The following is a 13694-nucleotide window of genomic DNA, read 5'->3' as shown; positions in this document are numbered from 1 at the left end:
AAACCTATACTGCAATTCTCAGATGCGGCCGCACATATGCGAGCCGCATTTGAGGGTTCTATCACATCAAAGCTGCTCTGATCGTAGACGAAAATCTGCGGTTGGGGCGGCTTTTTTGTTGTTGTCTCCAAGTATTGCCGTCTTGTTCAGAAATTGTTCATGTGCCTGGATTACAGTTGAGTATAGCCAAAACAGAGTAAGTAAAATCCAATCAACAGGAATCAAGAATCACAATCAGGCATTAAAGAAACGGAGGCGTACTCAAGGAATGATGAAGAAAAGATTGGCAGCAATCCTGGTTATTATCCTGCTTTTTTCGCAGTGGAACTTTGGTCCCGGCTTCACGAATGAAGTCCAGGCTGCAGGAATTGAAGCGGACACGGATATTATAACTAGTGTAACGATGGCTGTGTACAATAAGGACGGCCAGACGGTGACCGACGCCGTATATGAACAGGGCTCCAAAGTACAGCTGGACTATACATGGGCGCTTCAGGATGGCCACTCGTATAAGGCTGGCGATACCTTTACTTTTAAGCTGCCGGAGCAGTTCAAGCTCTTCAATGACATCGGCCCGCTGCCGCTTGTTATTGGTGGCAATGAGGTAGGTTATTTTGTGGTGAAAGAGGCCACACATGAGACCGTAATGACATTTAATGATTATATCGAAACGCATGCGGGTGTTCATGGAACCATCCAGGTGAAGACCGAATTTGACAAGCAGACGATAACAGGGAGTACGAAACAGGAGATTGTTTTCCCTATTAATGGAGGGCCATATGTAGTTACGGTCAACTTTAAGCCGAATACCACCTCTCTGATTGAGAAAAGCGGAACTCCTGCAGGCTACAATGCCAAAAACATTGATTGGACACTCCAAGTAAACAAAAGCTTGAAGAGCATTACAAATGCGGTAATCAGCGATCCCATGCCGGCGGGGCTCGGAGATCCGGCCAATATTAAGGTCTACGAACTGAAGGTCAACCTTGACGGAACGGCAACTCAGGGCCCTTTGCTGGACAGCAGCCAATACACTGCAAATGTAGTTGACGGCGTGCTGGACATTCAATTTGTAGCTTCCCCGATTACGGGTGCTTATGAGATCACATATACGACTGAAATTACCGATAGGAACGTAACATCTTTTGTCAATACGGGGACTTTAAAAGGGGATAACCAGTCTGCCGTTTCGGCTTCGGCTACAGTGAATGTGCAGTACGGGGAACCTTTGGAGAAAGAAGTGACAAAATATGATCCCGCCTCTCAGACCATTTCCTGGGCAATCAAATATAACTACAACGAAAAGTCGATTGCACAGTCCAAGGCTTGGGTAAAGGACTTGTTTGATGATGCCCATAAATTGGTAGATGGGTCGATCAAAGTCTATCCGGTTACTCTGGATCTTTCAGGCAAGGAGACTAAAGGAGCGGAACTGTCAGCATCGGATTACACCGTTACCACTGCAAGTGATACCGGCAAAAATGGGTTCCAGCTAAACTTTAAAAATGCTGTTTCTTCCGCGTATAAAATTGAGTATCAGACGAAAGCAGCAGATCGTGTCGATGGTGATCAGACCATCCATAATACAGTAACCTCTGATACTCATACTGATAATGCCGAACAAAACACCCATCAGGTCATTATTAATAAAAATAAAGGGGCCGTGGATTACCTCAACAAGACGGTAGAATGGGAAATCATTATTAACGACGACAAGTACGATATGTACGATGTTGTCCTAAAGGACAGCTTCACCCAAGGCGGACTGAAGTTTATTCCAGGCACGCTGGTTATTAAAAACTCATCCGGCAATGTAGTGCCTGCTTCGGAATATGAGGTCATCTATACGACCCCGGTCAAGGAAAATAACGGCTTTGAAGTGAAGTTTGATGGACCGATTACCGAAAAGCATACCATTACCTACAAAACGGAATTCAACAACGACTGGTTGAACTACGACTGGCGGGACCCGGCAAAAGCGGCAAGTTTTATCAACAAAGGGGAGATCTATTGGAAAGAAAGTGCGATTTCCACAGATGTTCTGACCCGGACCGATAGCGCCACCTTTAATCCACGTGATGAAGCGAAGAACAATGGTTTCAAAAACGGATCATACAATGCAATTACCAAAGAGATCACCTGGATTATCGGTGTCAACTATAACGGCAAAACGATTGCGAACGCTGAAGTAGTAGATACGCTACCGGCAGGTGACGGACAGGTTCTGGTTAAGGATTCCGTTAAAGTGTTGAATATGGAAATTGGAACGAACGGTGACCCGAAACAGGGAACCAGTGTAAACGAAAGTGAGTACACAATTACTGAAGGCAACCCGCTACGGGTGAAATTCAACAACTCAATCACCAAACCTTACTATATTGTGTTCAAAACCACTCTGGATGGCCAGCTTATCGATACCACGTTCAACAACACAGCTAAATTGTTGGATGGGGTCAAGGCGGAGTCCAAAGTTTTGAAGGCTTCCGTGAATGTGCCCAAGAGCGGGGAATATGTTCACAAAGAGGGTACGCAAAGCGGCGGCAAAATCAATTGGAAGATTAATATTAACCGCAACCAGTCAGTTGTGAAAAAAGCCAAGCTGACGGATGAGCCAAGCGGCAATCAAATTCTGCTGGCGGATTCCTTCCACCTGTTCTCCACTAAGGTTGCAGTTAATGGGGACATCTCCAAGAGTACCGAGCTTGCCAAAGGTACGGATTATACGCTTGACATTACGACAGATGATGATACAGGCAAGCAGACTTTCGTATTAAGCTTCACCAAGGACATTGATACGGCTTATATTCTTGAATACCAATCCCTGATTGTAGCGAATAATGGGGACAAGGTTACGAATACGGTTAAACTCGAAGGTGAAAATGTAAAGGTTGTGTCCAAAGAAACTTCCGAAGAGGTTATTGTCGGAGTATCCAGCGGATCAGGTACAGGAGACGGTACAAGAAAAATTCTGACGGTGAAAAAGGTTGACGAGACGAATCCTTCCAAGCTGCTCAGCGGAGCAACCTTTGAATTGTACCGCTTGTCCGGAACGGACCGCGCTCTGGTGAAAACCATCGTCACCGGTACAGAAGGAACGGCAGTATTCAAAAACCTGTGGGCAGGGAAATATATCCTGATCGAAACGGCTGCACCTGCAGGGTATATTCTTGATTCCACGGAACATCCGGTGACGCTTGACAGCGACACTACACTGGACTTCAAGAACAAATTAATGGCTACAGCAACACCGGCGCCAACGGCGACTCCAGTACCAACAGTGAAGCCAACACCGACGCCAACAACAGCGCCAACAGCAACACCGACGCCGACAACAGCACCAACAACAATACCAACAACAGCACCAACAACAATACCAACAACAGCACCAACAACAGCACCAACACCGGTACCAACACCAGTAACAACGGAGACGCCGGTAATTCCTTGGACGCCAACAACGCCGAGCTCGACTCCTACATCCGTGCCAGGGGTCATCGTAACTTCAGAGCCATCGCCGACGCCTGGTGTAACTACTGCGCCAACACCGGAGGCAACAGCAACACCAGCAGCAACATCTACGCCAGCTGTGGAACCTACTACGGAACCAACAGCAGTGCCAAGTGAACCTGCAGCCACCAGTACTCCGGTTGTGAAGCAGGAGACTACAACGGAGGAAGTTCCGATTGAAGGCGAGATTCCGCTTGGAGGTATTCCAAGCATTGGCGAACAGCCTGCGCATGGTAAGGTTACCTTCACCGACAATGGGAAATGGATCTATACTCCGGATCCTGGTTTTATCGGAAAAGACAAATTCACGATTATTGTCACCGATGAAGATGGAAATGAGGAAGAAACCGAAATCGAAATTATTGTCGAAGAAATACCTCTGGGTACAGTAACCGATGAACCAGGAAACGGTAAGGGCAAAGGGAACAAGTCTGCTATACTTCCACAGACAGGTGAAGAAAGCCCGCTTCCGCTTTACCTGGCAGGGGCCGCCCTGGTGATTCTTGGACTGGTGCTGACCAGGAAATTCAAACGCGCCAAACCATAAAGTGAATTAGGCAGCCAGCTCTAAATCAAGTTCTAAAACAAGAGTTTTGTTAAGAACGGACTTTGGGAAATACACAAAGACACCCGGAATCATCCGGGTGTCTTTGTCTTTTGTTTAGCTGCTCCGCAGATTCTGCATCTTCCACTGCTCATACCAGCGCTCTATATTGTCCGGCAGCTGGATACTGAGCTCTCCCCTTAGCAAATCCGTGAGAATTCTATATTGTTCTTCTACCGCTATACGTTCCCCTATGCTGTCGTAGACCTTCATTAAACCGAGATATCCCTGCTCAAAATAAGGCTGCAGCTGCACGATCCGCTGATAGACAGTAACCGCCTCGGGGATTTTACGGCTGTTAGTATAATAATCGGCTATACCCATTGCATGATGCAGCCAGATTGTCCGCAGACGCTGGCGTTCACTTTCAGCCCAAAGGTAATCATAGTCACCGAAATAGTCACCGGTGTAAAGATCGAACAAATGCTGATGCTCTGCACAGTTGTGTTCCCCGATGGGTCCCAGATTAAGAATGCCGTTCTCCCATTGGGTCACATCGACAAGCATTGAACCCGTCTCCAGTGTATAACCTTCCCCGCCGCTGAAGTTATTGATCTGCAGTTCGACACCGCTTTGCTTGAGACATTGCCGCACTTGATAGATCGTCGTGTATAAGTGGGTCGAGGCCCTTTTGAAGGTGAACTCAGGCCAGAGCAACTCAATTAACGTATCTTTGCTGACGAATCGGTTACGGTTGTGCAGCAGATAGGCGAACAGTTCCTGGGCTTTGGTCGTCCGCCAACGCAGACCGGTTACGGACTGCCCTCCGCGGTCGAAGCGCAGCGACTGAAAGCAGCGGATCATTAGTTCCTCCTCCGGTTTGGAGGCCGTGGTTGTCAAGGCAAGCCGATCCTCCAGCCTCTGGACCGTCTTGATCAGCCGTTCGTGCTGCACAGGCTTCAGTACATAATCCAGAGCATTTACTTCAAAGGCTTCCATCGCATAATTGTTATATGCTGTTACGAACACAATATCGGCATCAGGGCACAGCCCCTGCATAATTTCCGCGGCCTGCAGCCCGTTCAGCTCAGGCATGTCAATATCCAAAAAGATAACGTCGGGTTTCCATTGAACCACTCCTTGAACAGCTTCGGAGGGATCGGTATATGCAGCGGCAATATTCACGGACTTATGTTCCTTTAGCATCCGCTCCAATTTCATAAGGGCAAGTCGTTCATCATCTACTAATACTGCCTGGATCATTGCTGTTTCACCACTCAGACTCAGTATATTTGAAAGTGTACATTTAATATTTCGGCTAAAAGGGTACCGGAGTGAATCATATGAGCCTTACTTATAGCTTACACAGCCATATTTTAGGTCTTCACTTGGCAGCTTGCAAGCATAATGTGGGCAGGTTGCTTTAATTATTTCGTTTTAGAAATCATAAGAGAGGTCTTCATTTTGTTATAATAGATAAAGTATTTCGACAAAATCCGGCGTTTTCCTTCTAAAAATATACAGGTTTGTTGTCAGAATTTAGAGAAAATCATTTTTTCGTTATTTTTAAATAAATTATTTGTACGGGACTGCAGGGATAGGCGGATTACCGGCGTCTAACTTTATGAAGCTGGAGGAGGGGAGAACACTGGAAGAGGCAGAGTGGATTTCTGCCGTGCTGGACGGTCAGCATCAGGCCTTTGGGCATTTGGTGACACGGTATCAGGGCATGGTGTACAGAGTATGCATTAAGATTACAGGAGAAGCCGAGTCGGCCAAGGATATGGCCCAGGAGGTTTTTATCAAAGCCTATAAAGCACTCCCTTCCTTCCGGGGACAATCCTCTTTCTCCACTTGGCTGTACCGGATTGCTTACCGGACCTGCCTGGACTGGAAACGGGCCAATGACAGGGAATGGCGGCACCGGAGTATGGCCGAATATACGGAGAATGACTGGGTAACGTCGCAAACACCCGAGCAAGAGGCGCTTCGCAAAGAAGCTTCTTTTGAATTGGGCGAGAATCTGAATAGTCTGGCGGAACCGTACCGGTCGGTTGTGCAGATGTATTATTTTCAGCGGCATTCCTATCAGGAGATTGCAGATCAGAAAGGGATTTCTGTCAAAACAGTGGAATCACAGCTATACAGGGCGAGGCAGATGATGCGCAAGACAGGGGAGGAATGGCGATGAAATGTGCAACGGTTAAGGAATGGATGCCGCACTATATTGATGGCTTGATGACACCCGAGATGGAACGGAGTATCCGTCTGCACATAGAGTCGTGTCCCGACTGCGCTGAATGGCTGGAGGAAGCCAGGGAAATGTCGGCCATGTGGTCAGATATGGAGGTTCACAGGGACATCCTTGAGGATATACTTCCGATGGACATTCCCGATCTTGCGGGGGGTGTAATGGCGCATATCGAGCAATTGGAGACAGGGCGCAGAGAGCGGACCGTCAAAGCGACAATGGCCAGACGCCGTTTTGCTCCCAAGACAGCGTGGATGCATTATGGTCTTGCTGCCTGCCTGACCTTTTTATTGATGCAGTTTGGGGTGTTTGAGAATTTGGCATATGGGATTACCGAAATAAACGGTCACGTGTCAACATCCGTCACCACTTGGTTCCATTCGGAAGGATACAAATAGATAACTAATATTATTACAAATATTGGAGGATGTCGTATGATTAAGAAAAGACGCTGGCTCACCTTTTTTCTGGCTATGCTTCCGGGGGTAGGCCATATGTATCTGGGATTCAAAAAACTTGGTGTGCAGTATATGCTTGGCGCCTCTTTGTGCATCATCTTTATTCCGGCCGAGCCGATGATTTTCCCATTCGTTCTGGCTGCGCTATGGTTCTACCAACTGTTTGATGCACTGCAAAAGGTGGCCTGGATGAAGCTGACGGCGGCCGAGCATGAGCGGATGATGTTCCATCCGGACGGCTTTGGTGCACCATGGATGATGGATATGCACGCTGCTCCGGGTTATCCGCATGATGAGGTAAATCCGGCCTGGATAGGTTTTGGCTGTGTGGCTGCAGGAATTCTGATGCTGTTGATCACCGTCTTTCCGGCGGTATGGAGCTTCCTGAACCAGATTGAGATCGGAACCATCCTGCTGTCCCTGGGACTGATCGGGTATGGGCTCAAAATGTTAAAGAGCAATCCTAGAGTATAGAGAAACGGGGAGTCTTTCATGGGGAGATGGAAAATTGGCAGCTTTACCGCTGCCTTGGGATGTATCGCAGTAGGGATCATTGTCGCAATGGCCCAATATGGGCTTATAACGTACGCAGCGCTGGGCTACTTGTGGCCGGCTTTGTTAATCCTGTTTGGGGTAGAAATGCTGCTTAGATTGTTTGTTCGTTCCGATACCAAAAGCCGTATAAGCGGCTGGGCGGTTGTTTTGATTGTATTGCTGGTGGCGGCAAGTGCCGGCCAAACGGTTTTGGCCGGGGGCACGTTAAGCGGTTTTCTTGGCAATAACAGGCTGGCTCCGCTTAGCGGAACACAGGAGATCGGCCCTGAGATCACAAACGTTAAGATCATTATTCCGGATGGCAAGATTAAAGTGATCGGCGAGGCTGCCGGAAGCGCGCTTCAATATGAGGGCAGCCTGCTGGTTTCGGGCAGTTCCGATAGCGGGGCCGCTCAGGAGCTGAAGAAAAGATGGAAGATCTCAACCAGAGAGGATACGCTGGTTCTCGAGATGGAAGAGAATGACAACTGGCTGGCCAATATTCAGATCGGCTTCGTGACCAAAAGTGCCTATCTGAACGTTAATCTTCCTGAGAATCTGGCTGTTAAAGTGGAGAGCGGCAACGGTTCTATCGAAGCCTCCGGGATTCAATCCGGCTTAACGGTGGACAGCTCCAATGGCAAGCTGGATATCCAAGATATCCAAGGGGGCCTGAATGCTCACTCAAGCAACGGGTCACTCACGATTAAGAACATACAGGGCGAGACCGAGCTGGTCAGCTCCAACGGAGCCATGACGCTCGATAATATTGACGGTGCCTTGACAGCCAAGAGCAGCAATGGCAGAATCACGCTCAACTCGGCAGTAAAGGGAGACTGGAAGCTGACCTCCTACAACGGCAAGGTTGTGCTTGGTGTGCCGGCAGATACGGATGCCAAGGTAACCGGAGATTCAAGCAGTGGTTCATTGAAAGGAAATCTCCCCTGGGTACTCGAAGAGGGAGAAGACAATAATCATGGAACCGCTGTGCTGGGCAAAGGAACCTACGAGGTAAACATATCCTCAAGCAATGGAAGTGTAACTGTGGATACCGGTCAATAAAATAGTAAAGAAGCCGTTCCCGGCTATGTACCGGGAACGGCTTTTTTGTTGTGTATAGCGTCAATATATAAATGACCTGCTTCCGGTATGCCGATGTTTACCAGGCATAAGCCTTGGGCGCTTCCCCGCCCGGGCCGGGGAAAATTTCATCCAGGCGTTTAAGCACAGACTCGTCCAGCACAACGTCGAGACTGCGCAGGGCGCTCTCGAATTGTTCCAGCGTACGGGGGCCGATGATCGGTGCGGTCACAGCGGGATTCGCCAGCAGCCAGGCGAGGGCGATGTTGTCCTGCGGTTCCCCAAGCTCCTGGCTCAGTGCCGCAAAAGCCTCCAACTGGTCCTTATGCTGCTCTACACGCTCGGCATTGCCGCCGCTGCGGCTGCCTTCGATCTTCTTGAGGGCATTGCGGCCCAGCAGGCCTCCATCCAGGGGGCTCCAGGGGATAATCCCCAAGCCCAGATTCCGGGAGGCGGGCAGAACCTCAAGCTCGGGCAGTCTGCAGGTCAGGCTGTATTTATGCTGCTCCGAGACAAGCCCCAGGAAACCGCGTGCTTTTGCTTCCTGCTGGGCTACGGCAATATCCCAGCCTGCAAAGTTGCTGGACCCGACATAACCGATCTTGCCTTGGCTCACAGCAAGCTCAAAGGCGCTCCACAGCTCGTCCCAAGAGACACTGCGGTCTATATGATGCATCTGGTACAGTTCAATGTGATCGGTCTGGAGGCGCTGCAGGGAGGCCTCCAGATGGCGCCGGATAATGTACGACGATAAACCGCCTTCATCGTTGGGGCCATCGTGCTTGTCGCTCATCGCACCATAGACTTTGGTGGCCAGTACAACCTTTTCCCGCCGTCCGCCGCCCAGCTTGAACCAGCGGCCGATGATGGTCTCTGTCAGGCCGGAGTTCTCCCCCCAGCCGTAAACGTTGGCAGTATCAAAAAAATTAATTCCCGCATCCACTGCGGCATCCATAATTCGAAAGGCTTCCTTCTCATCCGTTTGCGGACCGAAATTCATCGTACCCAGACACAGGCGGCTGACTTTCATCCCGGACTTGCCAAGTTTAGCGTATTGCACTCGTTATCACTCCTTCAATGGGTTTGAGTAAGAGAGCTATAATATTGGACTACTTATTAATTGTAACCCTCTGGCAGAGGAAGGGCAAATGAACACGGAAGCGGTAAAACTTGTTCAAGTGGGTGTTTTGTTTCCAGCGAGCCGGGTAAAATAAGGATGTAACAAAAATACTCAATACCCAACAAGGAGTGAATTCGAAATGGCACAGAACAACCAGAATGGGAAGATGAGCCGCGAAGAAGCTGGACGTAAGGGTGGCGAAGCAACGGCCAGAAACCATGACCGTGAGTTCTATCAAGAGATTGGACATGAAGGCGGCGAAGCGAGAAGCGACCGCAGCAGTCAAGGCGATGGAAACGACAACGGCAAAATGAGCCGTGAAGAGGCAGGGCGCAAAGGCGGAGAAGCCCGGGCCCGTCAACGTGATAATTAAGCAAGCCAATATAAGCTGTAATCAACACTAACCAAACAAGATCAGGCCCTCTTACGTGGCCTGATCTTGTTTGTGTATTTATATTCTCTTAAGCAATACTAAGCTCAAAGCTGCGGCGATAGCTGAAAAGAGATTCCTCTATAATGATCTGGAGAAAGGAGGTGTCCATATCCGCTAACAAAACAGCTGCATAATGCCAGGCATTTTCTTCAATCCGCAGCCTGATCTCTGCCTGTTGCCGGGCCGTCAAGGGTTCCTCCAAAGCCAGGGCCAGCTGCTCCAGCTCCACATCCTCGGAATGTCCCAGCTCATGGGCGAGGATAACAGCTATATATTCTTTCAGCCTGTTCGTTGAACCGAACAGTTTGCAGCATTGCTCTTTAATTTGATCCTTATACAAATATATAGTATGGCTGCCCATATGATATTTCCCGCCGACCAGCCGGTTTCCGGCGAACCGGGGTTCCAGGGTGACGGTTACCTGGCTCCTTGATCGGCCTAACAGGTCCGACACTGTCTGGTTAAATAATTCGTCTTCCAGCTTGCTTCACCCTGCTTTCCCTGATATATAAAGACATCATAAGCGAAATGCCCGACTTATTATACGGATTATATCGAAAAAAGTTGCATGACATAGCCGTTCTGTTATGACTTCTTATAGGTTAAACCTATAAGCTCCATAGAATGTGTATCTTTGTCCTTTGGCTTCCATTATGATAAAACAATATACAGAAGAACTATGTCTGTGAGCTGCAGACCACTTGAGGAGTGACTGGGATGAGTGAGGTTAAGAAAATTGCCGTAATTGCAGGGGATGGTATTGGTCCTGAAGTTGTGGCTGAAGCGGAAAAAGTATTAAAAGTTACGGAAGAGGTATTCGGCTACAAGTTCGAAACCGAACATGCGCTGTTTGGCGGGATCGCCATTGATGAACGGGGAACACCGCTGCCGGAGGATACGCTGGAGATTTGCCGCAGCGCCGATGCTGTGCTGCTGGGAGCCGTCGGCGGCCCGAAATGGGACAACAATTCCAAGGAGCTTCGCCCGGAAACAGGGCTGCTGGGCATTCGCAAGGCGCTGGGCTTGTTCTCCAACTTGCGTCCGGCCGTTGTATTTGATTGCCTGAAGGATGCCTCAACATTGAAGCCGGAAGTGCTGGAAGGCACGGATCTGATGGTAGTTCGCGAATTGACCGGAGGCATTTACTTCGGGGAGAAGCTGCGCCGCCAAGGCGAGCATGGCGAAGAAGCGGTAGACACCTGTGTATACAACGTAACGGAAGTAGAACGTATTGTGCGCCAAGCTTTTGAAATCGCCGGCAAACGCCGCAAAAAGCTGGCCAGCGTAGACAAAGCCAACGTCCTGGAAACTTCGCGTCTATGGCGTGAGGTTGTGAACAGATTGGCCCCTGAATATCCGGATGTGGAGCTGGAGCATGTACTGGTTGATAACTGTGCCATGCAGTTGCTGCGCCGTCCTTCCAGCTTCGATGTAATTGTTACGGAGAACATGTTCGGTGATATTCTGAGCGATGAAGCTGCGATGCTGACCGGTTCGATCGGCATGCTGGCCTCGGCCTCAATGGGCGAGGGCAGTTATGGCCTTTATGAGCCGGTACATGGCTCGGCACCTGATATTGCCGGACAAGGACTTGCCAATCCAATCGCAACGATCCTTTCGCTGGCTCTGATGTTCCGCCTGACTTTTGGATATGAAGATGCAGCGGCTGCAATTGAAGCGGCTGTGGCAGAGGTGCTGGATGCCGGACACCGGACAAGTGATATTGCTGTAGACAAGAGCAAAGCCATCAGTACTACTCAAATGGGTGACCTTATCGCGGCTGCAATCCGTAAAGCGTAAGCGGGCTTAATCCGGTCCAAGCGTTCTAAATGGGGACTGAAACGTCACAAAAAATTGCTTATTTATAATAATTATAAAAAAGTAATCACTGTAATATTGACTTTGATTTTGTACGATGATACCATTTGTTATGTAGCAGCAACACTAGTTACTAAGCTTATATATCAAGAAAAGCATAATGTGCGACAGTTCAGTACAGGACTGCGTGCGGATAGTGTTTTTCTTACATAATCAAAGGAGGATTTCAGCAATGGCAGAACGTTTGGTAGGTAAACCGGCTCCTGATTTTACAATGGAAACCGTATCGGGTGATGGGAAGGATTTTGGTAAAGCAAGCTTGTCCGACTATCGCGGCAAATGGCTGGTACTGTTCTTTTATCCGCTTGACTTCACATTTGTATGCCCAACCGAGATCACAGCTCTGAGTGATGCGGCAGCCCAATTTGCTGCACTGGATACTGAAATTCTTGGTGCAAGCACAGATTCGATCCACAGCCACAAAGCCTGGATCAACACACCTAAGGATTCCAATGGCCTGGGCCAATTGAACTTCCCGCTGGCAGCAGACCTTACCAAGAAGGTTGCCAAAGACTATGGCATTCTGATTGAAGAAGAAGGTATTGCTTTGCGCGGATTGTTCATTATCGATCCGGAAGGCGAATTGAAATATCAAGTTGTCAACCACAATGATGTAGGCCGCAGCGTGGAAGAAACACTGCGTGTTCTGCAAGCACTGCAGTCCGGTGGACTGTGTGCCATGAACTGGAAGCCAGGCGACAAAAACCTGTAAATTCCGGTTGTCTCCGAGACCATAAGTAATGATCTTTGATAGACAAATGTGAACCTCCTTACGGATGATTTTTCCGGCAAGGGGGTTTTTTGCAACAAAACCCCTTTTCGCTCGCCAGAACGTGTTTGAAAATAGTGGTAAAGGTTAATATATGCTTCAAGGAGAGGAATCTCCAAAGGAATAAGGCAATACAATAATATGAAACCATTGGAATTAACCAAGGAGGGTGAACAAGTATGAGCTTTTGCTGTGGAGCGAGTATGGTAGGAACAAAGGGAACCCTAAAACATTATCGCACGCAAGTCCATAATGTTCCCCTGCTTTTTTGTCCGGTATGCCACCGGGTAGAGGTTCATTATAAAGTTGAGAGCGAATATGAGATTCTGGCGGAGTACGCGCATGGTGACGGGGTTACCGATGTGGATTTCCAGGATTATGTCCTGGAGGACGAGTCGGCGATTTTTGAGAACGTGATCAATGTGGAAAGTGAAGATCCACTGGCCATCGTTCAGAGCCAGATTGATATGGCGCTGGACCTGCTGGCTGTAGCCAAGCAGATTGAGGATGCCAAGTGGGAACGGGAACTGAAGAAACGTCTGGCCGTGATGAGCCAGCGCCGCCATCGTCTGCAGCAGAAAGCCTGATTCCCACCGGTTACGTGTGTAATGAACGAAAAAGCTTCTTGAGAAGAGCCTCCATGGCAACGGAGGCTTTTTCTTGTTGTATAGGAAATTATACAATGTAAAAAATTGTGGATATCTTGGAACCTTCAGATGATATAGCGGTGCAGTGGGATTGGGCTCCATCCGCGGAGTGAAGCGGACAGAGAAGACCCTATTTTGCGAAAAAGTGTGATTTCCTGGGGGATTTGGACTCAGGAGCCGTTATATCGTTCGATTGAGCCTAGAATGAGGGGAAATAGGCAATTAGCGGAATCTCAGTCCGATTATCCTGCTGAATAGCCGAATCCTCCCCAATAGCGGAATCTCTGTCCGTTTGTCCTGCTAAATAGCTGAATCCTCCCCAATAGATTTCCTGTCCGCATCAGCCGCGGATAGATCGTGAAGGAACCTCATCATGTCCGCTGAGGGACCCACGCAAAATCGCACGGTCAACAATGCATGTCCTAACCACGCTATATGGGCGAGAGTTGTGCGCGTGTACAACAATGTGAGCT

12 protein-coding genes are annotated in these 13694 nt (G+C 48.8%); 9 read left to right on the top strand and 3 right to left on the bottom strand.

The annotated features are described in order from the left end of the window. Positions 1-268 precede the first annotated feature (268 nt). Positions 269-4054 (top strand): collagen binding domain-containing protein, encoded by a 3786-nt coding sequence (locus tag IEY53_RS14065; RefSeq protein WP_189025867.1) that lies wholly within the window; start codon positions 269-271, stop codon positions 4052-4054. 114 nt (positions 4055-4168) lie between these two features. Here IEY53_RS14065 and IEY53_RS14060 read toward each other — a convergent pair whose 3' ends face one another. Continuing rightward, complete coding sequence (locus tag IEY53_RS14060) at positions 4169-5314, bottom strand: response regulator (protein WP_189025865.1); 1146 nt, start codon at positions 5312-5314, stop codon at positions 4169-4171. A 361-nt stretch (positions 5315-5675) separates the two neighbouring features. On the opposite strand from IEY53_RS14060, the gene IEY53_RS14055 reads away from it, so the two are divergent. The 4 genes from IEY53_RS14055 to IEY53_RS14040 are packed head-to-tail and all read left to right on the top strand — an operon-like array spanning position 5676 to position 8356. Beyond that, positions 5676-6242, top strand: a complete 567-nt coding sequence (locus IEY53_RS14055; protein ID WP_189025863.1) for an RNA polymerase sigma factor — start codon at positions 5676-5678, stop codon at positions 6240-6242. Further along, positions 6239-6700, top strand: a complete 462-nt coding sequence (locus IEY53_RS14050) for a zf-HC2 domain-containing protein (RefSeq protein ID WP_189025861.1) — start codon at positions 6239-6241, stop codon at positions 6698-6700. The genes IEY53_RS14055 and IEY53_RS14050 overlap by 4 nt, the downstream gene beginning before the upstream one ends. 36 nt (positions 6701-6736) lie before the next feature. Then, positions 6737-7234 (top strand): hypothetical protein, encoded by a 498-nt coding sequence (locus IEY53_RS14045; RefSeq protein ID WP_189025860.1) that lies wholly within the window; start codon positions 6737-6739, stop codon positions 7232-7234. A gap of 18 nt (positions 7235-7252) precedes the next feature. Continuing rightward, a complete protein-coding gene (locus tag IEY53_RS14040) occupies positions 7253-8356 on the top strand; it encodes a DUF4097 family beta strand repeat-containing protein (protein WP_189025858.1) in 1104 nt (367 codons plus the stop codon). A 97-nt stretch (positions 8357-8453) separates the two neighbouring features. On the opposite strand, the gene IEY53_RS14035 is transcribed toward IEY53_RS14040, so the two are convergent. Then, positions 8454-9434: an aldo/keto reductase gene (locus IEY53_RS14035; RefSeq protein ID WP_189025856.1), complete on the bottom strand. Its 981-nt coding sequence runs from the start codon at positions 9432-9434 to the stop codon at positions 8454-8456. Positions 9435-9633: 199 nt separating this feature from the next. Between IEY53_RS14035 and IEY53_RS14030 the strand changes: the two genes are divergently transcribed. After that, a complete protein-coding gene (locus tag IEY53_RS14030; protein ID WP_189025854.1) occupies positions 9634-9867 on the top strand; it encodes a KGG domain-containing protein in 234 nt (77 codons plus the stop codon). An 88-nt stretch (positions 9868-9955) separates the two neighbouring features. On the opposite strand, the gene IEY53_RS14025 is transcribed toward IEY53_RS14030, so the two are convergent. After that, complete coding sequence (locus IEY53_RS14025) at positions 9956-10381, bottom strand: hypothetical protein (protein ID WP_229696146.1); 426 nt, start codon at positions 10379-10381, stop codon at positions 9956-9958. A gap of 263 nt (positions 10382-10644) precedes the next feature. Here IEY53_RS14025 and leuB point away from each other — a divergent pair, with 263 nt between their 5' ends. The 3 genes from leuB (at position 10645) to IEY53_RS14010 (ending at position 13161) form a co-directional block, all read left to right on the top strand. Further along, positions 10645-11727 carry a 3-isopropylmalate dehydrogenase gene (leuB, locus tag IEY53_RS14020; protein WP_189025852.1) on the top strand — a complete coding sequence of 361 codons (1083 nt, stop codon included), beginning with the start codon at positions 10645-10647 and terminating at the stop codon, positions 11725-11727. Positions 11728-11977: 250 nt separating this feature from the next. Then, entirely contained in the window at positions 11978-12517 is a 540-nt protein-coding gene (locus IEY53_RS14015) for a peroxiredoxin (protein ID WP_189025850.1), read from the top strand. 236 nt (positions 12518-12753) lie between these two features. Continuing rightward, positions 12754-13161 (top strand): hypothetical protein, encoded by a 408-nt coding sequence (locus tag IEY53_RS14010; RefSeq protein WP_189025848.1) that lies wholly within the window; start codon positions 12754-12756, stop codon positions 13159-13161. Positions 13162-13694 lie beyond the last annotated feature (533 nt).

It is taken from the genome of Paenibacillus albidus, assembly GCF_014644435.1.
Lineage (GTDB): Bacteria > Bacillota > Bacilli > Paenibacillales > Paenibacillaceae > Paenibacillus_AQ > Paenibacillus_AQ albidus.
Note: the sequence above shows the minus strand (reverse complement) of the source record. Positions and strands in the feature narration are given on the sequence as shown.